The organism is Hymenobacter cellulosivorans, assembly GCF_022919135.1.
Lineage (GTDB): Bacteria > Bacteroidota > Bacteroidia > Cytophagales > Hymenobacteraceae > Hymenobacter > Hymenobacter cellulosivorans.
The window spans coordinates 1,315,269-1,340,382 of sequence record NZ_CP095049.1; the positions used below are offsets into that span (position 1 = coordinate 1,315,269).

24 protein-coding genes are annotated in these 25,114 nt (G+C 58.7%); 15 read left to right on the top strand and 9 right to left on the bottom strand.

The genetic code is table 11. The features are described 5' to 3' along the window. Window positions 1-113 precede the first annotated feature (113 nt). Window positions 114-953, top strand: coding sequence for an SMP-30/gluconolactonase/LRE family protein (locus MUN80_RS05645; RefSeq protein WP_244720727.1), 840 nt, complete (start codon window positions 114-116; stop codon window positions 951-953). An 82-nt stretch (window positions 954-1,035) separates the two neighbouring features. Beyond that, window positions 1,036-2,010 (top strand): lipid A deacylase LpxR family protein, encoded by a 975-nt coding sequence (locus tag MUN80_RS05650; RefSeq protein ID WP_244720729.1) that lies wholly within the window; start codon window positions 1,036-1,038, stop codon window positions 2,008-2,010. Window positions 2,011-2,019: 9 nt separating this feature from the next. On the opposite strand, the gene MUN80_RS05655 is transcribed toward MUN80_RS05650, so the two are convergent. From MUN80_RS05655 to dusB, 3 genes are all read right to left on the bottom strand, one after another. Continuing rightward, entirely contained in the window at window positions 2,020-2,775 is a 756-nt protein-coding gene (locus MUN80_RS05655) for an outer membrane beta-barrel protein (protein ID WP_244720731.1), read from the bottom strand. A 113-nt stretch (window positions 2,776-2,888) separates the two neighbouring features. After that, entirely contained in the window at window positions 2,889-3,851 is a 963-nt protein-coding gene (locus MUN80_RS05660; protein ID WP_244720733.1) for a DMT family transporter, read from the bottom strand. Between the two features lie 154 nt (window positions 3,852-4,005). Then, window positions 4,006-4,995 carry a tRNA dihydrouridine synthase DusB gene (gene dusB / locus MUN80_RS05665; protein WP_244720735.1) on the bottom strand — a complete coding sequence of 330 codons (990 nt, stop codon included), beginning with the start codon at window positions 4,993-4,995 and terminating at the stop codon, window positions 4,006-4,008. A gap of 115 nt (window positions 4,996-5,110) precedes the next feature. Here dusB and MUN80_RS05670 point away from each other — a divergent pair, with 115 nt between their 5' ends. From MUN80_RS05670 to MUN80_RS05685, 4 genes are all read left to right on the top strand, one after another. Further along, the gene (locus tag MUN80_RS05670; protein WP_244720737.1) at window positions 5,111-6,112 is read left to right on the top strand and encodes a CPBP family intramembrane glutamic endopeptidase; all 1,002 of its coding nucleotides are present in this window, start codon (window positions 5,111-5,113) and stop codon (window positions 6,110-6,112) included. A 52-nt stretch (window positions 6,113-6,164) separates the two neighbouring features. Then, window positions 6,165-7,100, top strand: coding sequence for a phosphatidate cytidylyltransferase (locus MUN80_RS05675; protein WP_244720739.1), 936 nt, complete (start codon window positions 6,165-6,167; stop codon window positions 7,098-7,100). Window positions 7,101-7,466: 366 nt separating this feature from the next. Next, a complete protein-coding gene (locus MUN80_RS05680; protein ID WP_244720741.1) occupies window positions 7,467-8,753 on the top strand; it encodes a Glu/Leu/Phe/Val family dehydrogenase in 1,287 nt (428 codons plus the stop codon). A gap of 278 nt (window positions 8,754-9,031) precedes the next feature. Continuing rightward, on the top strand, window positions 9,032-9,694 hold the full coding sequence (locus tag MUN80_RS05685; protein WP_244720743.1) for a phosphatidylserine decarboxylase family protein: 663 nt from the start codon (window positions 9,032-9,034) through the stop codon (window positions 9,692-9,694). 175 nt (window positions 9,695-9,869) lie between these two features. On the opposite strand, the gene msrC is transcribed toward MUN80_RS05685, so the two are convergent. Both msrC and ribD read right to left on the bottom strand, forming a co-directional pair. Further along, window positions 9,870-10,352 (bottom strand): free L-methionine (R)-S-oxide reductase MsrC, encoded by a 483-nt coding sequence (gene msrC / locus MUN80_RS05690; RefSeq protein ID WP_244720746.1) that lies wholly within the window; start codon window positions 10,350-10,352, stop codon window positions 9,870-9,872. Window positions 10,353-10,514: 162 nt separating this feature from the next. After that, window positions 10,515-11,549, bottom strand: a complete 1,035-nt coding sequence (gene ribD, locus MUN80_RS05695; protein ID WP_244720749.1) for a bifunctional diaminohydroxyphosphoribosylaminopyrimidine deaminase/5-amino-6-(5-phosphoribosylamino)uracil reductase RibD — start codon at window positions 11,547-11,549, stop codon at window positions 10,515-10,517. Between the two features lie 91 nt (window positions 11,550-11,640). Here ribD and prmC point away from each other — a divergent pair, with 91 nt between their 5' ends. From prmC to MUN80_RS05735, 8 genes are all read left to right on the top strand, one after another. Further along, window positions 11,641-12,504 (top strand): peptide chain release factor N(5)-glutamine methyltransferase, encoded by an 864-nt coding sequence (gene prmC, locus MUN80_RS05700; protein ID WP_244720752.1) that lies wholly within the window; start codon window positions 11,641-11,643, stop codon window positions 12,502-12,504. 140 nt (window positions 12,505-12,644) lie between these two features. Continuing rightward, window positions 12,645-13,235 (top strand): acyltransferase, encoded by a 591-nt coding sequence (locus MUN80_RS05705; RefSeq protein ID WP_244720756.1) that lies wholly within the window; start codon window positions 12,645-12,647, stop codon window positions 13,233-13,235. Between the two features lie 16 nt (window positions 13,236-13,251). Continuing rightward, window positions 13,252-14,550: a nucleotide sugar dehydrogenase gene (locus MUN80_RS05710; protein WP_244720759.1), complete on the top strand. Its 1,299-nt coding sequence runs from the start codon at window positions 13,252-13,254 to the stop codon at window positions 14,548-14,550. Window positions 14,551-14,670: 120 nt separating this feature from the next. After that, complete coding sequence (galE, locus tag MUN80_RS05715; protein ID WP_244720762.1) at window positions 14,671-15,696, top strand: UDP-glucose 4-epimerase GalE; 1,026 nt, start codon at window positions 14,671-14,673, stop codon at window positions 15,694-15,696. A 119-nt stretch (window positions 15,697-15,815) separates the two neighbouring features. Then, complete coding sequence (gene rfbB / locus MUN80_RS05720) at window positions 15,816-16,868, top strand: dTDP-glucose 4,6-dehydratase (protein WP_244720765.1); 1,053 nt, start codon at window positions 15,816-15,818, stop codon at window positions 16,866-16,868. A 98-nt stretch (window positions 16,869-16,966) separates the two neighbouring features. Then, window positions 16,967-17,974 carry an SDR family oxidoreductase gene (locus tag MUN80_RS05725; RefSeq protein WP_244720768.1) on the top strand — a complete coding sequence of 336 codons (1,008 nt, stop codon included), beginning with the start codon at window positions 16,967-16,969 and terminating at the stop codon, window positions 17,972-17,974. Between the two features lie 154 nt (window positions 17,975-18,128). Continuing rightward, window positions 18,129-19,007, top strand: a complete 879-nt coding sequence (gene rfbA, locus MUN80_RS05730) for a glucose-1-phosphate thymidylyltransferase RfbA (RefSeq protein ID WP_244720771.1) — start codon at window positions 18,129-18,131, stop codon at window positions 19,005-19,007. Window positions 19,008-19,105: 98 nt separating this feature from the next. Beyond that, window positions 19,106-19,609, top strand: a complete 504-nt coding sequence (locus MUN80_RS05735) for a CYTH domain-containing protein (protein WP_244720774.1) — start codon at window positions 19,106-19,108, stop codon at window positions 19,607-19,609. 68 nt (window positions 19,610-19,677) lie between these two features. Here the strand turns inward: MUN80_RS05735 and chrA are convergent, their stop codons facing one another. Together chrA and MUN80_RS05745 are read right to left on the bottom strand one after the other, a co-directional pair. Next, complete coding sequence (chrA, locus tag MUN80_RS05740) at window positions 19,678-20,913, bottom strand: chromate efflux transporter (protein WP_244720776.1); 1,236 nt, start codon at window positions 20,911-20,913, stop codon at window positions 19,678-19,680. 184 nt (window positions 20,914-21,097) lie between these two features. After that, complete coding sequence (locus tag MUN80_RS05745) at window positions 21,098-22,075, bottom strand: isopenicillin N synthase family dioxygenase (RefSeq protein WP_244720778.1); 978 nt, start codon at window positions 22,073-22,075, stop codon at window positions 21,098-21,100. A 135-nt stretch (window positions 22,076-22,210) separates the two neighbouring features. Here MUN80_RS05745 and MUN80_RS05750 point away from each other — a divergent pair, with 135 nt between their 5' ends. After that, window positions 22,211-23,035 carry a hypothetical protein gene (locus MUN80_RS05750; protein ID WP_244720780.1) on the top strand — a complete coding sequence of 275 codons (825 nt, stop codon included), beginning with the start codon at window positions 22,211-22,213 and terminating at the stop codon, window positions 23,033-23,035. Between the two features lie 80 nt (window positions 23,036-23,115). Here the strand turns inward: MUN80_RS05750 and MUN80_RS05755 are convergent, their stop codons facing one another. After that, on the bottom strand, window positions 23,116-24,849 hold the full coding sequence (locus tag MUN80_RS05755; protein WP_244720782.1) for a hypothetical protein: 1,734 nt from the start codon (window positions 24,847-24,849) through the stop codon (window positions 23,116-23,118). Next, on the bottom strand, window positions 24,786-25,106 hold the full coding sequence (locus MUN80_RS05760; RefSeq protein ID WP_244720784.1) for a hypothetical protein: 321 nt from the start codon (window positions 25,104-25,106) through the stop codon (window positions 24,786-24,788). Before MUN80_RS05760 ends, MUN80_RS05755 begins: the two co-directional genes overlap by 64 nt. Window positions 25,107-25,114 lie beyond the last annotated feature (8 nt).

Sequence of the window (25,114 nt, forward strand, 5' to 3'; positions counted from 1 at the left end):
CTTGCCCTATGAAAATGCTGCTCCCGTTGCTGCTAGCTGCCCTGCCTCTGCGGGCTCAACCATCTGCCAGCCCTATTTTGACCGCTGTGGCCGCTACTCCCCCGACGGGCTGTTTGGCCTATGACTCGCGCGGGAAGCAATATTTCGTTGGCCTGCCGCAGCTGCGCAAAATCGTTAAGATACCCGCCAAAGGGGCTGCTACTGATTTCTGGGGCACCGCACCTATCCCTGCCGCCAACACAGTTTGGGCAAAGCACCTACCCGTGCTAGGCGAAGTGACGGGCTTGCGAGTAGATGCCGCGCATCGTAGCCTTTGGGCCTGTGCCAGTGGTTGGGGACCGGTCGGCAAGCGGGCCGGGCTGTGGGAATTTGATACGCGCTCAGGTACGCTACGGCAATTGGCCTTCGTGACCGATACCGTACGGCAGCACAGCTTTCATGATCTGGCCGTGACAGCGCAGGGAGTGGTGTACACCACTGATTCAGCGTCGGGGGGACTGTACCGGATGCGCACTAAAATGCCCCTGACGGAAGAAATAGAAGCCTGGCTGCCGGCCGATACCTTCGTCCGACCTACCCACCTGTGCCTCAACGCTGAAGACAACGCCCTGTACGTAGTGCACGCGGGTGGCTTGGCGCGTATTGCATTGGCCACAAAGCAAATAACGCCGGTAGCAACGCCTGGTAAACTGGCGGTGGATAGTATTACGGGCCTGTATTATCAGAACGGATACTTGCTCGTGCTGGACAATCCGACGACCCCGAAGCTGGTACGCTACCGCCTGGATACTGCGGCCTCTGGATTGGTGCTGGTCGATGCGTTGCCGCTTCCCCTGCCCACCCCGCCGGCAGGGCCAGTTGCCGGAATGGTGGTCGGCAACGAATTTTACTATACCAGCACGCCGGCTGCGAACTCTGCGGCGGAGCCACTACTGCATATTTCGCTGCTATAGGCTTAATGCCGGGAGGTAAGTCTGAGCATCATGGTAGCTACGTAGATAGACCACCCTGCCTGCTTTCCCCGCAAATAGCCGTATGCTCGTTCGTCGTTGGTTGATTCCCCTGCTTCTATTGCCGCTGGGCACACTTGCGCAGCAAAAAGCTGCCGACAGCGTCAGCACTGACCGGCTGGTATTCTATACTTTCGCCAACGACGCCTTCTTCCGCACCGATTACTACTTCACCCAGGGTATGACGCTGAACCTGGTGCTGCCCGGGCTTAGGAAGTCGCCGGTCAATAAAATCCTGCTGCCGGGCCCGCCAGCCAGCATCCGGCACTACGGCGTGAAGCTGCACTACGACGGCTTCACCCCCCTGCGCATCCAGGACGACACCATCCGGCGCGGCGACCGACCTTACGCGTCCTATATCTACGCCACGCTCTACCGCACTGCGACCAGCCCTGCCGCAAAACGCCGGCTGACTTCAGGGCTGAGTTTTGGTTTCATTGGGCCGGCCGCTGGTGCCAAGGGCTTTCAGACCAAAGTGCACGAGCTGCTGGATGCACCCACGCCCCGCGGCTGGGATTACCAGATTCGGAACGACGTGGTGCTGGGCTACGAAGCCCGTGTTGAGCAGCAAATACTGGCCGTGGGCCGGGCAGTAGAGGTTATTGGGCAGGGGCAGGCCTCGCTCGGCACGCTCAATACCTTTGCCGGCGGAGGACTGCTCGTGCGGGTGGGCAAAATGACGCCTTACTTCCAGAATCTGGGTTTGGCTTCCCGGGCAAACCGAGCCGGCTTGGCCAAGTTCCAACTGTATGCTACCGGGCTGGCCGAGGGCCGGCTCGTGGGCTACAACGCTACAATGCAAGGTGGCCTTTTCAACCGCGCCAGCCCCTACACCCTGCCCGCCTCGGATATTAAACGGGTAGTAGGACAGGGAACAGTAAGCCTGGTAGCTGCCTACGCTGGCCTTAGCTTCCGCACTTCGGCCGTCTGGATTACGCCTGAATTCCGCGGCAGCCGCCACCACGCCTGGGTGCAGTTTGGGCTAGGCGTAGCGTTTTAAACCCCGGGCTCACTTAAAGAAATAAGTGCCCGTCAACTGGGCTACCCGGTTGTTGCCGCTTTGTTCGTTGTCGCCGCCGGCTTTGCTATAGTACAGGTTCACCAAGCCGACACCATAGCCAGCCTGCACCTGCACCGGGCCCCGGCGGTAACCTAGGCCCACGTTGAAACCGGTATCGAAGCGCCGGGAATAGAAGTTACGGATAGAAGCCGTGCTACCAGTGGTTTCATCACGGCCGTAGGTGATTTTGGAGCTGTAACTGGTAATCGGCTCGGTATATGAACCGGGGTCAGTGGTGCTGTTGTTAATAGTCGTTCGGGCTCTCCCCCCGACACCTACGGCCACATAAGGTCCGGCAAAAACCTGCAGACCAGTTTCCCCTGGTAAGGTATACACGACATTTAAGGGCATTTCCAACCAGCTGTAGCGCACAGTAGTGTGCCCCTTCCGGCGAAACTCATAGCCTGTTGTCGGGTCTGCGATGGTGTTGCTTGCTTTAATTTTAGTGCCTTTTTGTGAGAAGAGCAAAGCGGGCTGAAAAGCAAACTTACCCCGTTCTACTGCCAGCACTACGCCTACTTGCCCCGACACAATGGGCGACTTGCTGGAGGAGCTTGAGGCATTGATAATAGTGCGCGCTGTGCCTTTCTCAGTTGTGTTGGCCAGGTTGCCACCCACGCGCACACCAAGCCGGTAAGTAGTTTGGGCCGAAGCCGCGGCAGTGCTCAACAGAAAGGCTACTAGTAAGCCGGAGGATTTAGTCATACAACAAAAAAGATGGGTAAGAAATAGAGCACAAAGGCACACCTGACCGGGAAGTACCGTTGCCAATTAGTAGATAAGAGAGCCTAAAGAGTGCGGGCAAGGTTGCACGCGCCTTACTTGGCCCGGTGAATAATGGCTACGCTTACCAGGATAATAACCATGCCCAGCAGGTGCCAGTGATTAAAATCTTCGCCATCCAGCACGCCCCAGGTCAGGGCCATGATGGGCACCAGGTAGGTATTAGAAGCCGCAAACAGAGCCGTCGACTGCTGAATGAGCTTGTTGAACAGCACCATGGCCACGGCCGTGCTCATGGTAGCCAGCAGGGCAATGTAGCCAAAGGCCGTCCAGGCCCCGGGTACGTGCTGCAGCTTGTAAAGGAACTCGGTGCCCAGCAGCAGATAAACCACCGCCGGTCCGCCAATGTAGAGCAGCAGCAGGCCCGTCACGGCTAGGGGCGGAATGCCGTGCAGGCGGTTTTTAATCACGTTGACGCTCACTCCGTAGCCCGCCGTAGCCAGCACGATGTAGAGCCCGTACCACGCATTGCCTTCCCCGGTGGGCGTGGCTTCTCCGCCGCTGCCGCCCAGCAGCATCAGCACTACCGTACCTACCAGGCCAAGCACAATACCAGCTACCCGCAGCGGCGTGAGCTTCTGCCCGAAGAATAAAGCACCCACCAGCAGCGTGAATACCGCCGTCAGGGCGTTGAGCACCCCGGCCAGGCCCGAGGCCAGCTTGGTTTCGGCGTAGGCAAACAGAAACGCCGGAATCAGGGTGCCGACTACGCCACTGAGCAACAGCCACTTTACCCGGCTGCGCTCCAACTGCGGCAGGTGCTTCAGGGCAAAAGGCAGCAGAATCAGGGCTGCTACCGTGACGCGCGTAGCCCCCAGCTCCATGGCCGAAAACACCACCAGTCCCTTCTTCATCAGAATAAACGACGTGCCCCAGATGGTAGCCAGCACGATAAGCAGCACCCAGGCTGAGGCCGGCGTGCGGTGGGGCGGGGGCGAAGCTACCGGCGTGGCTTCGGGAGCAACAGTAACGGCCGGGGCGGTAGGGGTGGAGGACATGCAGGGCGGAAAGAAAGACGATAAAAAAGAACTGTCATCCAGAGCTTGCGAAGGACCTAACCACGCTCAAATAGTTGCCGCGCAACGGCAAAATCGAACGTCATAAGGTCCTTCGCTGGGCTCAGGATGACAGAATAAGTAGTAGGGTACCAGCCTATCCAACCAGCATTGGCTCGGCCGCCGAAATTTCGGCCAGAATAGCGTGTATTTCGTCTACCGAGTAGGTATCAACTAGGCGCATGCGCCACTGCTTGGCACCTTCCAGGCCGCGGAAGTACTGGGCGTAGTGCCGGCGCATTTCCAGGATACCAGACCGCTCTCCCTTCCACTCGATGCTTTTCTCGAAGTGCATGCGGCACATGGCCACGCGCTCCTCCACCGTGGGCGGGGCCAGCTTTTCGCCGGTAGCCACGAAGTGCTTGATTTCGCGGAAAATCCAGGGGTAGCCAATGCTGGCGCGCCCAATCATGATGCCGTCGACGCCGTAGCGGTTTTTGTACTCCAGGGCTTTTTCGGGCGAGTCGATGTCACCGTTGCCAAAAATTGGGATTTTGATGCGGGGATTTTCCTTGATTTTGGCAATCAGGCGCCAGTCGGCGTCGCCCTTGTACATCTGCACCCGGGTGCGGCCGTGCACGGTCAGGGCCTCGATGCCGATATCCTGGAGCCGCTCGGCTACTTCCTCCACGTTCAGGGTGTTTTCGTCCCAGCCCAGGCGGGTTTTTACCGTCACGGGCAGGTGGGTGGCTTTTACCACGGCCTCAGTCATCTGCACCATCTTGGGAATGTCGCGCAGTAGGGCAGCCCCGGCGCCCCGGCAGGCTACCTGCTTTACCGGGCAGCCGTAGTTGATGTCAATCAAATCGGGGCCAGCCAGGGTGCTGATGCGGGCACACTCGCCCATGGTATCCACGTCGGAGCCAAAGAGCTGAATGCCGATGGGTCGCTCGTAATCGAACACGTCGAGCTTCTTACGGCTTTTGGCCGCGTCCCGAATCAGGCCTTCCGAGGAAATAAACTCGGTGTACATCAAATCGGCCCCGTTGGCTTTGCACACGGCCCGGAACGGCGGGTCGGATACGTCCTCCATGGGCGCTAAAAGCAAGGGAAAATCAGGCAGGGCAAGGTCGCGGATGTGTACCACAGAGGAAGGCTATTACAGGAATTTGCGCAAATTTACGACTCTTCCAAGTTTCCGTAACCACCAGCCCCTCATGAAAGGTTTCGTGTCCAGCCGTTTGCACCCGTTTGCAACCTTATTGATCTTAATCGGTCTGGCCTTGGTCTTTTTGAGCGTGGGGGCTTTGGTAGCTAGCGTACTCACGAAGCTCTTCTTTGGTATTGGCTTGCTGGAAATGGGCGATGCGGCCCAGAACCCGCAGAACTACCCCAATAGCTGGGGGGCCATCATGCTCAGTCAGGGCGTTACGCTGGTGTTTGGGTTGGCCGGGGCCGCTTTGGCGCTGGTGTGGCTTACGGGCCGTTCGTGGCGGGAGTACCTGATGCCCCGCCGCTCGGTTTCGGCCGTCTGGTTTGTGGCCGCCGCCGCCATCGTGATTCTGGCCCTGCCCCTTATGGCTTATCTGATTGAGTGGAACTCCCAGGCCCACGTGCCCAAGTTTCTGGAAGGGTCCTGGCTGACGCGGTTTGGAACGTGGGCGCTGGCCAAGGAAGAAGAGCTGAAAAAGACGACGGCCTTCATGACCCGATTCAGCTCGCCAGGGCGGTTTGGCGTGGCCGTGCTCGTCATTGCGGCTGGTGCTGCTATAGGGGAGGAGTTATTTTTCCGGGGTGTGCTGCAGCGCAACTTGGTAGAGTGGTTTAGGTCGCGGCACGTGGGCGTGTTTGTGGCCGCCGCCATTTTCAGTGCCATCCACATGCAGTTTCTAGGCTTCGTGCCTCGTTTCGTACTGGGCCTGATTCTGGGCTACCTCTACGAATGGAGTGGCAATATCCTGGTGCCCATGACGGCCCACTTCACCCAGAATGCCTTCCAACTCCTGCTGGTGTATGTGCAGCAGCAGCAATGGACGGCCTCTGCTTTCGACCCCGACTCCACCGACAGTATACCCTGGTACCTGGTGCTGCTTTCGGTGCTCTTCGTCGGGGCCATCCTCTATTTCCTGCACCAGCGCAGCCAGCAGGGACCCGCCGAAATGCACACGCTCAGCGCTGGTGGCGTAGCCGTGGCTTCACCCGAAACTGCCCCCGCCGAAACCCGTACGCTCGGCAGTAAGGGCATCGAGGCCGACCGTAAGTAAGCCCGTAGCGCCGCCCGTTTTTCTCCCGTCCCTCCCGAATTCCCGACTTCCCTTGTCCGAGCCCTCCTCCTCGCCCGCTGTTCCCACCGAAGCTCCTGCCGACGGAAAAAAGCCCATGTCCAACCTGGCCCAGCGCGTCATCTTCGGCGTCATTGGGGCCGTGCTGCTGCTGGGCTCCGTGTGGTATGGCTCCTGGACGTTTGCCCTGTTCTTCGCCGCCGTGCAGGCCAAGATGCTGCACGAGTTTTACCGCATGATGCGCGAAGCGGGCTACAAACCGGCCGCTATTTTGGGTATCTGCATTAGCCTGCTGATTTTCTTCACCGTTTTCATCGAAAAGCAGTTTGCGCACTACGACGGCGGCCCCGAAAACCGCATTGTTCGGGCCGCGGAGCTCACGCTGATTGCCTTGGCTTTACTGCTTTCTGTGCTACTACTGTTGCGCGAGATGTCAGCCTGGCCGCGGGAGAATCAGTCGGTTGTTCCCTTTGCCAACGTGGGTGTCAATCTGCTTGGGCTCTTCTACGTCAGCCTGCCCATGAGCTTGCTTAGTGTAGTCGCCTTTTCCGGTAATTCGGCCGAGTACGACTACCGCCGCATCTTCGCCCTGCTCTTCCTGGTCTGGTGCTCTGATATTGGGGCTTACGCCGCCGGCAAAACCTTTGGCAAGCATAAGCTGGCGCCCAGCATTTCGCCCGGCAAAACCTGGGAAGGGGCCATCGGCGGCTTCCTGCTCACCCTGGTCATGGGCTGGGCCCTGGGCTTCTGGCTCACCGACCTTTCCCTGCCGTACCGCCTCGTAGCGGCCGGTACCGTGGCCGTCTTCGGCCCTCTGGGTGACCTGGCCGAGTCTATGCTCAAGCGCAGCGTGGATATCAAGGACTCGGGCACCATCATGCCCGGCCACGGCGGCCTGCTCGACCGGTTCGACGCCTTCCTCTTCATCCTGCCCGTACTGGCCGTGTTGCAGCTGCTTTTCGGTGGGTAGAGGCGCAAGGCGACGTATCGGTACTTCCTCAACCGGCTTTCCGCCAGTGAAAAGACCTCCGAGGATTCTCGGAGGTCTTTTTGCTTGTAAATTCTGGTTTGAGTAGCTACTCAAACGGCATAATTCCAACAAACCAGGTTTAGGTAATTACCCACGCGTGATTTTTTGCCGCTGAGGCAGTTGGGAACTTCCTGCCGAACTAGTCTGCATAGCGCTTTGGGTGGGCCAAGCTATACCCTGGCGCATTTTCCTGCGTATGGCATAAACTACTACCTTTGAGCCCTCAAATCCGGCGTTCGGTTCCGGCTTCCCACCGCTGAGCCCCGCTTTTTTTCTTACCCACCCATCACAATTCACTCTTCCCGTATGGCTGCCACCACGGTGTACAAAGAGCCGGCTCCAATCATGGACCGTGAAAATCCCTTAGAATCAATGATGTCGCGCTTCAATATCGCGGCGGAGATTCTAGGACTCGACGATTCAACGTATAACGTCCTCAAAGCGCCCGACAAGCAGGTTATCGTCAACATTCCCGTGACGATGGACAATGGCAAGGTGCGCGTATTCGAAGGCTACCGCGTGGTGCACAACACCATCCTGGGCCCTTCGAAAGGCGGTATCCGCTACGACATGAACGTGCACATCGACGAAGTAAAGGCCCTGGCGGCCTGGATGACGTGGAAGTGCGCCGTGGTTGATATTCCCTACGGCGGTGCCAAGGGTGGTATCATCTGCGACCCGACGGCCATGAGCCCCGGCGAAATCGAGCGTCTGACCCGCGGCTACACCCTGGCCATGAAGGACGTGTTTGGCCCCGACCGCGACATTCCGGCTCCCGACATGGGCACCGGTCCCCGCGAAATGGCCTGGCTGATGGACGAATTCAGCAAGACGGTAGGTGCCACCTCACCAGCGGTGGTTACTGGCAAGCCCCTCGTGATGGGTGGCTCCCTGGGCCGCACCGAGGCTACCGGCCGCGGGGTAATGGTATCGGCCCTGGCCGCTATGAGCAAGCTGGGCATGAAGCCTGAAGAGTCGTCGGCCGTAGTGCAGGGCTTCGGCAACGTAGGCTCCTGGGCTGCTAAGCTGCTGGCTGAGAAAGGCGTGAAAATCAAGGGCGTGTCCGACATCAGCGGGGCCTACTGGAACGACAACGGCATCAACATCGACGAAGCCATTGCTTATAAGAACGTTCACAACGGCCGCCTTGAAGGCTACACCGGCGCTACGCTGATGAACGCCGATGAGCTGCTGCTCGCCGACGTTGACGTGCTGGTGCCCGCCGCCGTGGAAGACGTCATTACCGAGCACAACGCCCACGACATCAAGGCCAAGCTCATCGTGGAAGGTGCTAACGGCCCCACCTCTGCCTCCGCTGACCCTATCATCAACGAAAAGGGCATCATGGTAGTGCCCGACATCCTGGCCAACTCCGGTGGCGTAACAGTGTCCTACTTCGAGTGGGTACAAAACCGCCTCGGCTACAAGTGGAGCGAGGACATGGTGATTGAGCGCGCCGAGCGCATCATGACCGATGCCTTCGAGAAAGTGTACGCTACAAGCCAGAAGTATAACGTGCCGATGCGTATCGCCGCCTACGTGGTAGCTATCGACAAAGTAGCCCAGACATACAAGTTCCGCGGCGGTTTCTAAGCGGCGAATGAGTAAGTGAGTGAATGAGTGAGTTGCCGTTCAATTCGCGCCGTTTGCGCCAGCTGAACAAAAAAACTCACCCATTCACTCATTCGCTATTTCACTGTTTCGCGGCTATATTTGCTTTTGGATAGCCCGGGCCGGGAGGCTCGGGCTATCTTTGTGTAGTTTGACACGTAATGGTTTAGCTGGGAATATTCTGTTGCCAGCTTCTGTTTCTGATAATAGCGTCTGAACCAGCGAAATTTCTCTCCCGACTCAGCGCTAATCTGCGATTTATGAAGATTCACAAAGAAGGACGACGCATACTTTTCTTCACGTTGCTGGCCCTGCTGGCCCTCAACCTGCTGCTGTTCCAGTTCAACGCCCGCGCCGTCACCTTCAACCGGATTTTTGCCGGCGCCTCCGTCATTGCCTTCCTGCTGCTGCTACAGTTTTTTCGCAGCCCCTTCCGCAACCTGCTTACTCACGAAGACTTGCTCATCGCCCCCGCCGATGGTAAAGTGGTGGTAATCGAGGACGTGCATGAGCCGGAGTACTTCGACGACATGCGCAAGCAGATCAGCATCTTCATGTCGCCAATTAACGTGCACATTACCCGCAACCCGATTTCGGGCATCGTGCGTTACTTCAAGTACCACCCCGGCAACTACCTCGTGGCCTGGCACCCCAAGAGCAGCACCAAAAACGAGCGGACAACGGTCGTGGTGCAGTCGGAAGCCGGTCCCATGGTGTTGTTCCGCCAGATTGCCGGCGCTATGGCCCGCCGCATCGTGTGGTATGTGAATGAGGGCGACGAAGTAAGCCAAGGCGAAGAGTTCGGCTTCATCAAGTTCGGCTCCCGCGTCGATTTGTTTGTGCCCCTCGATACGGAGGTGAAAGTGCAGATCGGGGAGAAGGTAAAGGGTGGACAGACCGTCATTGCCCAGCTTAAAACCTGAACCACGGATTCGACGGATATTGAGGAGTAATCGGCTTTTATGACCGACTATCCCAAATACAAAAAGGCCACCCGCAGGGGCGGCCTTTTTGTTGGGCTATACTTTTCTTTCGAGCGGTAGGAGCGGCAATAGCGTCGGCGGCCGCGCCGTCCACAAAATCCCTCGAATCCGTGGTCTAGAACCAGGTGGCGGCCAGCTGCATCAGCTGCTCCAGCGCGGTCTGGTCGTCCTGGTCGAAGTCGTTGAGCTGGTCACTGTCTACATCGAGCACAGCCACGACCTGCCCGTCCTTCAGGATGGGCACCACGATTTCCGACTTGGACTCGGAACTGCAGGCAATGTGGCCAGGAAACTGCTCTACGTCGGGCACGAGCAGGGTTTGGGCCTGAGCCCAGCTGCTGCCACACACGCCTTTGCCCTTGCGGATGCGGGTGCAGGCAATCGGGCCCTGGAAAGGACCAAGGACCAGCTCGTCGTTTTTGACGAGGTAAAAGCCGACCCAGAAAAAGCCGAAGGCCTGACGCAGGGCGGCGGCAGTATTGGCCAGATTAGCTACCAAATCTGGTTCACCGGTGGTCAGGGCCTCAATCTGGGGCAGGAGCTGGCGGTATTTTTCGGCCTTGGTAAGCGTGGTATCGAGAATGAGTTCTTCAGCCATGAAGGAGTGAGATGGTGAACTGGTGAAATAGTGAGTTGTCGTACGGCCGGAGCAAGGTGGCGCGGTTAAAACAGATAAAACAGGAAAAGGATGCCCGATACAGGCCTTGCTTTAAGGGTGGGGCCAAAACCATCAATCTCACCGTTTCAGCAGCTCACTAGCTTACCGATTGTAGTACACAAAAACGTCGTCGTCGCCGAGGGTGAACTGCTCGTGCAAGCCCGAAAGGCCGTGTTTGGGTGCCGCAATGCCGCCGCCCAGCTTTTGGCGGCTGCGCAGAATCCGCATTTCGTCCCAGAGTCCGTCGCGCAGCAGGGAGCTGAGCACCGTGGGCCCGCCTTCCACCAACACCGACTGCACATTGCGTTGGTAGAGGTTGGCAAAAAGCTGAGGAAACAGGTCGTCGGCCTCCGATAGAGTGATGTAGCCCAGATTGTCCTTGGTGGCCCGCTCCCGGTAGGTGTACACTAGCGTAGGCTGCTGACCGTCGAACAAATGATGGGTTGGGGGTAGACTCAGGTTTTTGTCGATAACGACCCGAATCGGGTTCTGCCCCGGCCATTCCCGGGCGTTGAGGCGGGGATTGTCGTGCAGGGCGGTGCGGGTGCCAATGAGAATGGCCTGCTCCTCGGTGCGCCACTGGTGCACGGCGGCCTGCGCCAGCGGCCCGCTGATGCGCACCGGCTGAAAGTAGGGGCCAGCCAGGTAGCCATCCGCCGTTTCAGCCCACTTCAGCACCACATAGGGCCGGTTTTTTTCCTGGAAGGTAAAAAACCGGCGGTTCAGCCAGCGGCCTTCGGCTTCCAGCAGCCCAGTTTCGACGTGGATGCCGGCAGCCCGTAGCTTTTCCAGGCCCCGACCGGCTACCAGCGGGTTGGGGTCGAGGTTGCAGACTACTACTTCCTTCACCCCTTTGGCAATAAGCAAATCGGCGCAGGGCGGGGTTTTGCCAAAGTGGGAGCAGGGCTCCAGCGTGACATACACCCGGCTGTGGGCCAATAGGCGCTGGTCGGCCACGGCGGCCAGGGCGTTGACCTCGGCGTGGGGCCCGCCGTACTGCCGGTGCCAGCCTTCCCCGATGATGCGGCCTTCGTGCGTGACCACGCAGCCGACCAGCGGGTTGGGCCGGGCGTAGCCGGTACCCAGGCGGGCCAGGTCCAGGGCGCGGCGCATCATTAAAACGTCAAAGTCGGTCATGGTGGGTTAGCGCGTAGCTTTGCAGTGGCCGAAGGTACGCAGTTGCCGCCGAGCCGCGCTACTGGTTGAGCTTTCCCAAACACCGTTTCCTATGCCTACCGTCCGCCAACTGACTACCGCGCTGGCCGCTGCCCTGCACGCCGTGTACCCGGCGCCGGAAGCCGACAGCATTGCCGGCCTGGTAGTAGAGCACCTACTACAACTCTCGCCCCTACAGCGCCGAATGCAGGCCGCAGAGGAGGTGCCAGAAGAAGTAGCGGCGCAAGCCACCCGGGTTCAGGAGCGGCTGCTGCTGCACGAGCCAGTGCAGTACGTGTTGGGCGTAGCGCACTTTGCCGGCCTGGAGCTGGAAGTCACGCCCGCCACCCTGATTCCGCGGCCCGAAACGGAGGAGCTGGTTGCCTTAATTATTGCCGAGCAGCAAGGGCGGGCAGAGTTGGCTATTGTGGACATTGGCACCGGCAGCGGCTGTATTCCCATTGTCTTGCAGCAGACGCTGCGGCCTAAGCGTACCGTAGGCCTGGATATTTCCGCCGCCGCCTTGGAAGTGGCCCGCCGCAATGCCGCCCGCTACCAGAGCCCGGTGGAATTCATCCACACTGATATTCTAACCCAGGAACCGGTCGAAATTACGGCTGGGTCCGTAGCCGTACTGGTCAGCAACCCGCCGTACGTCCTGGAAAATGAGCGGCCCCTGATGCGGCCCAACGTGCTGAACTTCGAGCCGGCTACTGCTCTGTTTGTGCCCAACCACGACCCCCTGCTGTTTTACCGCCGCATTGGGGAGCTGGGCCGGCGCTGGCTGCGGCCGGGCGGCGGCCTGTATTTTGAAATCAACGAACAGTACGCCGCCGAGCTGGTGGCGCTGCTGCAAAGCCAGGGCTATACTACGGTTGAGCCGCGTCAGGATATTTTCGGCAAAGACCGGATGGTGCGTGCCACCTGGATAGGGTAAAGAAGGGGTAAAGTTCTCATTCCCAAACCGCGTGCAAGTAGCGGGCGGCTAAACTTCTTTGAGGCTTAACCGACAAACCTTCGAAAAACCCTACCTTTGCGGGCTCAAAAACTGCCGACCTTCATCCAAGCCTCACCCCTGTGACTGATGCTCCCGCTTACTATGCGCATCCTACCGCCGTCCTCGACGAAGGCTGCCGCATTGGCGACGGGTGTCGCATCTGGCACTTTGCTCACCTGATGCCCGGCTGCGAGCTAGGCGAAAAGTGCAGCATTGGTCAGAACGTAATGGTAGCCGATGGCGTGAAGCTGGGCCGCAACGTAAAGGTGCAAAACAACGTGAGCCTCTACACTGGCGTAGAGTGCGCCGACGATGTGTTCCTGGGCCCGTCAGTCGTATTTACCAATGTGCGCAACCCGCGCAGCGCCGTTGTGCGCCGCGACCAGTACCAAACTACGGTGCTGGAAAAGGGCGTGAGCATCGGGGCCAATAGCACCATCGTGTGCGGCGTGCGACTGGGTGAATACGCCTTCGTGGGTGCCGGTTCGGTTGTGACCAAGGACGTGAAGCCCTACGCCTTAGTATACGGCAATCCGGCCCGGCAGCACGGCTGGATGAGCGCCTTTGGGCACCGGCTGCAGTTCGACCCGACCGGCCATGCCACGTGTCCGGAAAGTGGCGAACAATATTTGCTTACCAATCACCAGGTTTCCCGTATTAGCATCCGCTAACTCTGAATTTCGCAACGTGTACGAGCAACTCCTCCAGAAACAGAACAAACTGGCCGTTATCGGCCTCGGCTACGTGGGCCTGCCCATCGCCCTCGAATTTGCCCGCAAACTCAGCGTTATCGGCTTCGACATCAACGCCGCCCGCGTGGATTTGATGCGCAACAACATTGACCCCAGCGGCGAGCTGGAAGCCAAGGACTTCGAAGGCTGCGACATCACGTTCACCGATTCGTTGGACGTGCTGCGGGAAGCTACCTTCTTCATTGTGGCCGTGCCCACGCCCATCGACGAGCACGCCATGCCCGACCTGAAGCCCCTGCTTGGCGCTTCGAGCAGCGTGGGCAAGGTGCTCAAGAAAGGCGACTACGTAGTGTTTGAAAGCACTGTGTATCCCGGCTGCACCGAGGAAGACTGCATTCCAGTGATGGAAAAGCTGTCGGGTCTGAGCTTCGCCAACGGCGACTTCAAGGTGGGCTACTCGCCCGAGCGCATCAACCCCGGCGACAAAGAGCACACCCTGACAAGCATCGTAAAAGTAGTTTCGGGCTGCGACGAGGAATCACTCGACATCATTGCCAAGCTCTACGAGCTGGTGGTGAAGGCCGGCGTGCACCGCGCCAGCAGCATCAAGGTAGCCGAAGCCGCCAAGATCATCGAAAACACCCAGCGTGACGTCAATATTGCTCTAATGAACGAGCTGTCGATGATTTTCGACCGCATGAGCATCAACACCTACGAGGTGCTGGAAGCGGCTGGTACCAAATGGAACTTCCTCAAGTTCTCGCCCGGTCTGGTAGGCGGCCACTGCATCGGTGTGGACCCCTACTACCTGACCTACAAGGCCAAGGAGCTGGGCTACGACGCCAAGGTCATTTTAAGCGGCCGCACGACCAACGACAACATGGGAGCTTACATCGCCCGCAAAACGGTGCAGATGATGATTAAGCAAGGCAAGGACGTAGCCAAAAGCCGGGTGCTGGTGATGGGTGCGACCTTCAAGGAAAACGTGGAAGACATCCGCAATTCCAAGGTAGCCGACGTGATTCAGGAGCTGAAGAACTTCTCGGTAAACGTAGACATCGTGGACCCGCACGCCGACTCCGACGAGCTGCACCACGAGTATGGCTTCCGCCTGACGCCCGAAGCCGAAATCCGCAAGGACTACGACGCGGTAATCGTGGCCGTGAGCCACAAGCCTTACGTAGCGCTGGACGAAGCTTACTTCCAGTCTATTACCTCCGAAAACCCCGTGCTGGTCGACATCAAAGGCCTGTACCGTGGCAAAATGAACGACATCCAGTACTGGAGCCTGTAGCGGTGAAGTGGTGAGATGGTGAAGTGGTGAGTTGTCGTTCAACTGGCGCAAGTCGCGCAGTACGCATCACCAGAACAGCAAACTCACCAGTTCACCATCTCACCATTTCACAACTTGAAGATGGAAAGAACGAAAATCGTAGTGACGGGTGGGGCAGGCTACATTGGCTCCCATGCGGTGGTTGAGCTGTTTGAGGCCGGCTACCAGCCGATTATTATTGACAACTTCAGCAACTCTCAGGAGTCGGTGCTCGACGGCATCAAAGACATCCTGGGCGGGGCGGTGCCCTGCTACAACATTGACTGTGGCGACGAGGCGGCTCTGCGCGGCGTGTTTGACCAAGAGGCAAACATTCGCGGCATCATTCACTTTGCAGCCTATAAGGCAGTGGGTGAGTCGGTACAACAGCCGCTGAAGTACTACCAGAACAACGTTGGCTCGCTCATTACCCTCTTAAAGGTGATGCCCGATTATGGCGTGAGCAACCTGGTTTTCTCTTCCTCGTGCACTGTGTATGGTATTCCGGATCAGCTGCCCGTAACCGAGCAAACCCCGACCAAACCGGCTACCTCGCCCTATGGCAACACCAAGAAAATCTGCGAGGATATTCTTAACGACGTAGCCTCGGTGTCGGACGGCGCTATCCGCACCATTCTGCTGCGCTACTTCAACCCGATTGGGGCTCACTCCTCGGCCCGCATCGGCGAACTGCCCCTGGGCGTGCCCAACAACCTGGTGCCCTTCATCACCCAGACGGCGGCCGGCATCCGGGAGAAGCTGACCATCTACGGCGACACCTACGACACGCCCGACGGCACCAATATCCGTGACTACGTGCACGTGGTGGACCTGGCCAAGGCCCACGTGGTGGCCGTGCAGCGCCTGCTCGACGGTACCGGCGACGCGGTAGAGACCTTCAACGTGGGTACCGGGCGCGGCAACAGCGTACTGGAAGTAGTCCAGGCTTTCGAACGGGCTACCGGTCAGAAGCTGAACTACGTTATTGGCCCGCCCCGCACCGGCGACGTGCCGGCCATCTACGCTGACGTCACCAAAGCCACCCAAGAACTGGGCTTCCAAACCACTGCTACCCTGGACGAGGCCCTGGCCAGCTCCTGGAAATGGCAGCAGTCTTTGGCGAAATAGTGAACTGGTGAGGTGGTAAGTTTTCGGTCAAAATGCGCCATCTGCGCAGTCTGCACATAGAACTCACCACCTCACTATCTCGCCATTTCACCACCTTACATCTCACAATTTCACCGATTATGAAAATCATCATCACCGGCGGGGCCGGTTTCATTGGCTCGCACGTGGTGCGCCTGTTCGTCACGAAGTATCCCGAGTATCAGATCCTGAATCTGGATGCCCTGACCTACGCCGGCAACCTGGAAAACCTGCGCGACATCGAGAATGAGCCCAACTACCGCCTGGTGAAGGGCGACATTACCGACCAGGCTTTCGTGGACCAGCTCTTCGCTACCGAGGAGCCCGATGCCGTGATTCACCTGGCCGCTGAGTCGCACGTAGACCGCAGCATCACCGACCCACTGGCTTTCGTGAAAACGAACGTACTGGGTACGGTGCACTTGCTGAATGCCGCCAAAAACCTGTGGAAGCCCCTGGGCTACGAAGGCAAAACCTTCTACCATGTCAGCACCGATGAGGTGTACGGTTCCCTGGAAATGGGCCCGGAGATGTTCACCGAGGATACCCCCTACGACCCCCGTTCGCCGTACTCGGCTTCCAAAGCCGCTTCCGACCACTTCGTGCGGGCCTGGTACCACACTTACCACATGCCGGTGAAGCTGAGCAACTGCTCGAACAACTACGGCCCCAACCACTTCCCCGAGAAGCTCATTCCGCTGGCTATTCACCGCATTCAGCACGGGCAGCCCGTGCCGGTGTACGGCAAAGGCGAAAACGTGCGCGACTGGCTGTTCGTGAAAGACCATGCTACCGCCATTGATGCCGTGTTTCACAAGGGCGTAGTTGGGGAAACCTACAACATCGGCGGCGTAAACGAGTGGCAGAACATTGAGCTCATTAACCTGCTCTGCGACGTAATCGACGAGAAAACGGGCAAGGAAAAAGGCACTTCGCGCAAGCTCATCACCTTCGTGACAGACCGCGCCGGCCACGACCTGCGCTACGCCATTGACTCCTCGAAAATCATGAACGAACTGGGCTGGAAGCCTTCCGTGACCTTCGAGCAAGGCCTGGCCCAGACCGTAGACTGGTACCTGGAAAACACCGAATGGCTCGAGCACGTGACCAGCGGCGCCTACCAGCAATACTACCAGCAACAGTACAATCGGTAATGTGCTAATGTGGAAATGTGCTGATGTGCTAAGCCATTACCGGCCCTAGCTGCAACGCATTTCCACATTTCTCACATTAGCACATCAGCATATTAAGAATGTATAATACCCCTTTTCACGACCAGCCGCTTGATAACCTGACCTTTCTGGTGACGGGCGGGGCCGGCTTTATCGGCTCCAACCTGGTTGAATACCTGCTGAAGTACGGCGCCAAAAAAGTGCGCGTGCTGGATAACTTCTCCAACGGCTTCCGCAAGAACGTAGCCCTGTTTGCTGATAACCCCGCGCTGGAAGTAGTGGAAGGCGACATCCGGGACCGGCAAACCTGCATCGACGCCTGTGTGGGCGTCGACGTGGTGCTGCACCAGGCGGCTCTGGGCTCGGTGCCCCGCTCCATCAATGACCCGATTACCTCCAACGACGTAAACGTGGGCGGTTTCGTGAACATGCTGGTAGGCGCTAAGGAAGCCGGCGTGAAGCGTTTCGTGTATGCCGCTTCCTCCTCAACCTACGGCGACCATAAGGCCCTGCCCAAGGTAGAAGACCGGATTGGCAAACCCCTGTCGCCCTACGCCGTGACCAAGTACGCCAACGAGCTGTATGCCGACGTGTTTGGTAAAACCTACGGCATGGAAATCATCGGGCTGCGTTACTTCAACATCTTCGGCCCCCGTCAGGACCCGAACGGGGCGTATGCGGCCGTTATTCCGCTCTTTATTGATGCCGTGCTGCAAGGCAAGCCTCCGCGCATGAACGGCGACGGTGGGCAGACCCGCGACTTTACCTTCGTGGAAAACTGCGTGCAGGCCAACATCAAGGCCGGCCTGACGACCAACCCCGAGGCGGTAAACCAGGTGTATAACATCGCCGTGGCCGACCGTACGTCGCTCAACGACCTGTTCAACATCCTCAAGGAAGAAGCTGGCTCCGACATTACGCCCGAGTACGGTCCCGACCGCGCCGGCGACATTCGCGACTCCCTGGCCGATATCAGCAAGGCTAAAAACCTGCTCGGCTACGACCCGCAGATCCGTATCCGGGAGGGCCTGCAGAAAACCCTGGCTTGGTTTAAGGAAAATCAGGCGTTTATTGCCGAGCGCAACTAAAAATTGACGGTCATGTCGACTATTCTGCGCTTCAAGCAGAGAGGAGGCATCTCGCGGGCAATGGTAATCTGATTACTTTGGCACGCTCGTCATGTCAACCAACGGGAGGCATGACGAGCGAAACTCACTGAGTCACTAACTCACTAACTCACAGATGAAAGGTATTATCCTGGCCGGCGGCTCCGGCACCCGCTTGCACCCGCTCACGCTGGCTGTCAGCAAGCAGCTTATGCCGGTGTACGACAAGCCGATGATTTACTATCCGCTGTCGATTCTGATGATGGCGGGCATCCGCGAAATCCTCATTATCACCACGCCCCACGACCAGGAGCAATTCAAGCGCCTCTTGGGTGATGGGCAGAAACTGGGCTGCAACTTCCAGTACGCGGTGCAAGAAGTGCCCAATGGTCTGGCTCAGGCCTTCGTTATCGGGGCCGACTTTATCGGCGACGACAAAGTAGCCCTGGTACTTGGCGACAACATCTTCCACGGCGAAGGCCTGGAGGAGCTGCTGCAGAGCAACAATAACCCCGAGGGCGGCGTGGTCTATGCCTACCACGTGCACGACCCCGAGCGCTACGGCGTGGTGGAGTTCGATGAAAACAAAAAGGCCCTCAGCATCGAGGAAAAGCCGGCCAAGCCCAAGAGCAATTACGCGGTGCCCGGTCTGTATTTCTACGACAACGAGGTTATTCAGATTGCCAAGGACCTGAAGCCCTCGACCCGGGGCGAATACGAAATTACCGACGTCAACCAGGAGTACCTGCGTCGCGGTAAGCTGAAAGTCGGCATCCTGGGCCGCGGCACCGCCTGGCTTGATACCGGCACGTTTGAGTCGTTGATGCAGGCCTCGGAGTTTGTGCGCGTGATTGAGCAGCGCCAAGGCCTGAAAGTGGGTTCCATTGAGGAAATCGCCTACCGTCAGGGCTTTATTACCGCCGACCAGCTGCGTGAAATTGCCGCCCCTCTGCGCAAGAGCGGTTACGGCGACTACCTGATGAGCCTGCCCGAGTCGTTGCTGCTGGAGAAGTAGCCCTCGGCATACCAGTACCCGAAAGGCCTCTGCTATTCGTAGCGGAGGCCTTTTTACATTTGCTCCGTTTCACCTTCGCCCGCTTTCTTATGCAGCCCATGACCTACCAGGATTTTACGCTCAAAGCGCGCCTGTACGAGCGGGTTGCTGTAGAGCAGCAACTACTGGCGTTGGGGTTTACCTATATCGGCCTGGATGCGCAGCGCGATACGTATTTCCGGGTCAGCCAAGGCAAGCTCAAGCTACGCCAAGGCACGATTGAAAACCTGGTCACGCACTACGAGCGGCTGCCGGATAAGTCCACCGAAAAAACGGTGGTATACCAGTACGACCTCAACCCCTCGTCCCAGCAGATTACTGGCCTGTATGCGGCTCACGAAGTTGTTGGCGTAGTCGAGAAAAGTCGCCGGATTTATCGCCTCGCCAACGTCAAAATTCACCTCGACACCATGGCTACTGGGGAGGAATTTCTGGAAATCGAAGTATTTGACCACACCAATCAATTGCCGGCCCGGGAACTGGAAGCCCGCTGCCACCAGGTACTAGCAAGCCTGGGCATTGCCACCGAAGCCTTGCTGCCTACAGGCTACTTCAAGCAGTAGGTGTCAGTTGTCGATTGTCAGTTGTCAGTTCGTGCGGAGGCCTACTTCTAACAACCAACAATTGACGCCTAAAACACAATGCCCGCCGCCAAGCCCGCCAGTACAATGACGTAGGACGGAAACTTGTCCCAGAGTAGCACCAGAAATGTAGCGGCCACCAACGCCAGATTCACCGGCGTATCGGGCAGCGGGTGGTACAGCAGGAAGGTGGCGGCGCACACCAGCCCAGCCGATACGGCATTGATTCCCTCCAGGGAGGCTTTTACCACGCGGTACTGCTTGAGCTGATCCCAGAAGCGAATCAGAAAGAATATGAGCAAGGTGCCCGGCATAAAGATGCCTGCTGCTGCTACCACTGCGCCCAGAATCTGCCCGCTGATACCGCTGCCTTCCTGCCGCATGGCCAAGGCCCCGATGTACGAGGCAAACGAGAAATTGGGGCCCGGCATAGCCTGCACCAGGCCCAGCCCGGAAAGGAATTCCTGGGTGGTGAGGTAGCCCTTAAACTCCACAAACTCGGCGAACAGCAGCGGGGCCAGCACCTGTCCGCCCCCGAATACGAGGCTACCGTTGCGGTAGAAGTTCTCAAACAAACGCACGGGCAGCAGGCGGGTATAATGGCCTAACACGGCCGCGCCTACCAGCACGGCCAGCCACAGCGCGAAATTGGCCCACTCAATGTTCAGCGGCTCTTTCTTTTCCAGCACCGGCATTTTGCGGTAGCGGAACGTGGTGATTACGCCGCCCGCAATGAGCAGCAACGGCAGCACCGAGGGCAGCTGAAATCGGTAGGCCAGCATGGAGGCCGCCACCATCAGGGCCACGGAGGTTTTGGTATGAATGACTTTCTCGGCAATCTTGTAAGCCGAGTACGCCACAAATCCCACCGCAATCGGCTGAATGTATTGCACTACGTGGGCAACCTGGTCCTTATCAAGGTAGGAGATGGTGAGGCCCGCCAGGGTCATGAACGTGACGGCCGGCAGCATCCAGACCAGCACCGTTAGGTAAGCCAAATTGGGCCCGCCCAGGCGGTAACCGATGGCGGTAATGGTTTGGGTGGAGGTAGGTCCGGGCAGGATCTGGCACAGGGCCGTTAGTTCCAGCAGCTCGGCGGCCGTCAGGTAGCGGCGCTTGGCTACCAGCAGCCGCAGCATCATAGCCATATGGGCCTGGGGACCACCAAAGGCCGTAAGACCCAGCGCGGCTACGTCTTTCAGGAAAATAATTCCTCGTACCCGCTTGGTGCGGGCTCCGCGAGTACCCCGGGGTGGCGGTGCGAGCTGAATTTCTTCCGTTTCCAAAACGTGGTACTTAGTGGTCTGACAAGGACGCAGAAAGCCGGGGCAAAAACAATGGTAGGGCTTGGTAAAATAGCGGTCAACCCATTGCCAGCCAGAAAGAAAGCTGCCGGTTGCTGAAAGGAAGGCCGGGAAAATTCCCGCAAGCTCACTTTCAACAACCGGCAGCTACTGCTTTTTACGCTACTTATTTCTTTTTGAGGCCTAACTCAATCAGGCGCTCATTGAGGAATTCGCCGGCGGTAATGTCGGCTTCTTTTTTGGGGTTATCGGGCGTCACGCAGCTTTCCAGGGCGGCCAGACTCATTTCGGAGCGGGGGTGCATAAAGAAGGGTACCGAGAAGCGCGAGGAGTTCATTTTCTCGCGGGGCGGGTTTACCACGCGGTGAATGGTGCTCTTGAGCACGCCGTTGGTCAGGCGCTGCAACATGTCGCCCACGTTTACCACAATCTGGTCGGGCAGGGCCGTAATCGGAATCCACTTGCCGTCGCGGCGCTTCACCTGCAGGCCATCGGCCGAGGCGCCCATGAGCAAGGTAATCAGGTTTATGTCGCCGTGTTCGGCGGCGCGCACAGCGTCGGACGGAACCTCATCGGGGTTCTCAATGGGGAAGTAGTGGATGGGCCGCAGGATGCTGTTGCCGTTGCGAACCTTGTCGTCGAAATAATTTTCGGGTAGATTCAGGTACAAAGCAATGGCGCGCAACACGTCTTTACCAGCCGCTTCCAGGGTGCGGTAAGTGGTAAATGTGCTCTGCTGGAAGGTCGGAACTTCGGCGGGCCAGATGTTGGCCGGGTACTCCTTGCCAATGGGGTCAGTGGCATCGTCGACCTCCTGGCCCACGTGGAAAAACTCCTTCAGGTCGCCGGTATTGCGGCCCTTGGCATGCTCCTTCCCTTTGCTGATATAGCCGCGCTGGCCAGCCAGTTCGGGGTTTTCGTAGCGCTGCTTGGCATCGTCGGGCAACGCGAAGAAGGCTTTTACGTCATTGTAGAGAGCGGCCGTCTGCTCGTCGGTGAGGCCATGATTCTTCAGGGCCACGAAGCCAATGTTCTGATACGCTTCGCCGAGCTGCTGCACGAAGCGGGCCTTACGCTCCGGGTCACCGGAACGGAAATCGGCCAAGTCGAGGGAGGGAATTTCTTCCAACAATTTTTCTTCCATAGCGGAAAATCAATATACTTTTGAGCAAACCTTACGTATTGCGCAAGGTACTTAAAAAATCATTCGTCGTCCCGGTGTGGGGCGCGGCCGGACGAGCGGTCCGGTGGTCTTTTTAATCCTTCCACCATTTCCCTCATGAAAGCATCTGCTTTACTAATGAGCAGCGTCATGCTGCTTGGTCTGGCCGCCTGCGACACGGCCAAACAAACCCAGGAGTCCGGTTCGCAAGCCACCGCCGAACGCGTGACCAGCGCGGCTACCATGGAGAAAAACGGTATCCGTTTGACACCATTCACGGATTCGCCCAAAAACCCTGAAGCGCAACTGCAACTCAAGTCGCCCGCAACAGGTTCCACGGTGCCTAGCGGGAGCGTATCGTTCGATTACGACATCACCAATTTCCAGCTGACCAAGATGACGGGTGGTATGCACTCGGAGGAAATGGCCAACTCGGAAAAAGGCCAGCACATTCATAATATCGTGGATAATGAGCCCTACACGGCCCACTATACCACTGAATTCACCAAGCCTATTGTCGACGGCCAGCACGTGGTGCTGTCGTTCCTGTCGCGCTCCTACCACGAGAGCCTCAAGCACCGCGGCGCCTACGATCTGCGCGTCATTACGGTAGGTGACGCTGCTACTGCTAAGCCCCTGAACGCCGACCTTCAGGCTCCGCACCTGTTCTACAGCCGCCCCAAAGACACGTACTCCGGCAAGGATGCGGCCAAGGTAATGCTGGACTTCTACCTGGTAAACACGACGTTGTCGCCGGAAGGCAACCGGGTGCGGGCCACTATCAACGGCACCGAGTTTATGCTCGAACAGTGGGCCCCCTACATGATGGAAGGCCTGCCCGCCGGCCAAAACACTATCAAGCTGGAGCTGGTAGATGCTAGCGGCAACCTGATTCCTGGTCCGTTCAACTCGGTAACGCGCAACTTTACGCTGCAGCCGTAACGCCTGAGCTACTCCGGGATAGTACAAAGCCCGTCGGCCCCGTGCCGACGGGCTTTTTGCTGTCCGACAGCGCCGGTGCATCAGTCCCGACGCAGGGTGCGCAGGCGCCAGTGCAGACTCACTTCGAAGTAGGGGTAAAGGTTCCTAGTTGCGCGCTGCAGGTCTTCGGGCGTGTAGCTGGTGCCCACATAAGTGCCCTGGCCCTCGGTGTAGCGGTAGAAGGTGCGCAGCTGCTGCAGCCACAGGCTGGCCACCAGTGTGAAGCCCGAGGTGGTGCGTCGTTCGTAGGCAATATCGGGGCCCTGCTGCCGGGTGAGGCTGTGCAGGTAGATAAGCGTGGTGGTGCTGGACCCGATGAGAGCCGCCCGGCCGTGGGTGCGCTGCTCCAAAAAACGGTAGCCCAGGCGCAGGCTGCTCGCGCCCCGTGACCCGCTCCAGCTCTGGCGCAGGCCAGCCGCCAAATCGTGGGTGATGGTCGTGTCCAGGGGGCTTTCCTTAAATTCGGGCCAGTTGAGCAAGCCAATGCGGTTTTCGCGCCGTGCATAATCGAGGGAGGCCAGCAGGCGGGGCGTAAACTGGTAATTAACGTGCTGCTGTTGCTCCAAAATTCGGCTGGCCCGGTTTTTCAGCTGCTCGCTCAGCCGGTCGCGCACCTGGTAGCTCACCCACAGGTGGTAGGTCGACTTGAGGCTCAAGCGGCCCGGTGCCCACGTAAACGACGGTTCCCAGTGCAGAAGCCGGTCGGTATAGTTTTCGGCGCTCAGGGCCGCCCGAATAAAAACGAACTGCCGGTATTCGGCCCCGGTGGCCAGGGACGTGCGAAAAGCCCCGGCCCAGCGGCCTACCCACACCAGGCGCAACCCCTGCTGGGCTTCGTCGCGGTCTTGGTTGTTGTTCTTGCTGGGCGTATCGACCCGCAGTAGCTGCGCAGTGCCCAGCAGCGTGAGCGAATGACGAGAGGTCGGCAGCCAAGTCAGCTCAGATTGCCACAGCGTGGTTTTTTCGGAAATGTCTTTGATTTGCTCCCGCTCGGTAGCGGCCCTAAACCGGCTGTCCGACAGGTTCCGGTTGTTGTCCAGCGCGTAATTGCGGTTCCGCTCCCGGTAGTTGAACAGTAGCATAAACTGCAGCTTCTTTCCTTGCACGCGCACTTCCTGGCGGGTATCGAGTTCCTGCTGCCGGTACCCGATGTTCTGTACCGTGTCCGATTCAGCGCTAAGCTGCCGGTAGGCAAAAGCCCGACGGGGCAATGCCAGCAGGTTGTCGGAGCGAAAAGCGACTTTGTCGCCGAGCTGGTAGGTCCAGCTGAGCTGGGTCGAAATGGTGTCGCTCTGAATGCGCTGCACGTTGCCGGGCACGTAGTCTTCGGCCCGGTTCGAGCGGTAGCCCAGCCGTAGCGAGCCGCTGGAATATTCGTCGAGGGTTCGTTCGTAGTAGCCTTCGGCCAGGGTGCGCTGCCAGATGCGCGGGCCTAGTTGGGAGCGGGTGCCGAACAGGCGCACAGCCACGGGCTGCCGCGTCGCGCTGCTGGGGTAAATCAGCGTCGTGACTTCCAGGCCGTAAGATGGCCCTAGGTCGCGCCGGCCGTTGCGGGCATCGGAGGCACCGCCGCCGAACAGCACGTAGCGCGCCGTCGAGAGCGTATCGAGGGCCGGGGCCAGGCGCAGGCGGTGCTCGTAGCCCAGGCGGGCCAGCCAGGCGCCGGTGCGGGTAGCGTTGGCCCGGCTCTGCTCATAGTGCAGCAGCTGCCCTACTTGCCAGTGCCGGCCCACAGCCACGGTGTGTAGCAGGTGGGCGCCGTAGTCTTCGCGCACAAAGGGAGGCTGGCCCCGCTCATCGTAAATCCAGTCGCTGAACAGGCGGTAGTCCAGCAGTTGCCGGGGGTAAGGTGGGCTCGGCCCCGTAGGTCAGTTTGCTGGGAATACGTGCTGATACCCACGCGCCGGGTCCGGAAGGAAAGCAGGAGCAGCGAATCGGCGCTGGCCGCGGGGGTGTCGGGAGTAACGGTCTGGGCGGCAGCCGGCTCTGCCAGGCTTCCCTCCAGCAGCAGCAACAGACAAGCAGCAGACAAAAAAGCTC

Excerpts from the sequence above, each read along its gene's own strand:
- MUN80_RS05650 (WP_244720729.1), top strand. The coding sequence starts at position 1,036 with ATGCTCGTTCGTCGTTGGTTGATTCCCCTGCTTCTATTGCCGCTGGGC.
- MUN80_RS05655 (WP_244720731.1), bottom strand. The coding sequence starts at position 2,775 with ATGACTAAATCCTCCGGCTTACTAGTAGCCTTTCTGTTGAGCACTGCC.
- MUN80_RS05660 (WP_244720733.1), bottom strand. The coding sequence starts at position 3,851 with ATGTCCTCCACCCCTACCGCCCCGGCCGTTACTGTTGCTCCCGAAGCC.
- MUN80_RS05680 (WP_244720741.1), top strand. The coding sequence starts at position 7,467 with ATGGCTGCCACCACGGTGTACAAAGAGCCGGCTCCAATCATGGACCGT.
- MUN80_RS05685 (WP_244720743.1), top strand. The coding sequence starts at position 9,032 with ATGAAGATTCACAAAGAAGGACGACGCATACTTTTCTTCACGTTGCTG.
- msrC (WP_244720746.1), bottom strand. The coding sequence starts at position 10,352 with ATGGCTGAAGAACTCATTCTCGATACCACGCTTACCAAGGCCGAAAAA.
- ribD (WP_244720749.1), bottom strand. The coding sequence starts at position 11,549 with ATGACCGACTTTGACGTTTTAATGATGCGCCGCGCCCTGGACCTGGCC.
- prmC (WP_244720752.1), top strand. The coding sequence starts at position 11,641 with ATGCCTACCGTCCGCCAACTGACTACCGCGCTGGCCGCTGCCCTGCAC.
- galE (WP_244720762.1), top strand. The coding sequence starts at position 14,671 with ATGGAAAGAACGAAAATCGTAGTGACGGGTGGGGCAGGCTACATTGGC.
- rfbB (WP_244720765.1), top strand. The coding sequence starts at position 15,816 with ATGAAAATCATCATCACCGGCGGGGCCGGTTTCATTGGCTCGCACGTG.
- MUN80_RS05725 (WP_244720768.1), top strand. The coding sequence starts at position 16,967 with ATGTATAATACCCCTTTTCACGACCAGCCGCTTGATAACCTGACCTTT.
- rfbA (WP_244720771.1), top strand. The coding sequence starts at position 18,129 with ATGAAAGGTATTATCCTGGCCGGCGGCTCCGGCACCCGCTTGCACCCG.
- MUN80_RS05735 (WP_244720774.1), top strand. The coding sequence starts at position 19,106 with ATGACCTACCAGGATTTTACGCTCAAAGCGCGCCTGTACGAGCGGGTT.
- MUN80_RS05745 (WP_244720778.1), bottom strand. The coding sequence starts at position 22,075 with ATGGAAGAAAAATTGTTGGAAGAAATTCCCTCCCTCGACTTGGCCGAT.
- MUN80_RS05750 (WP_244720780.1), top strand. The coding sequence starts at position 22,211 with ATGAAAGCATCTGCTTTACTAATGAGCAGCGTCATGCTGCTTGGTCTG.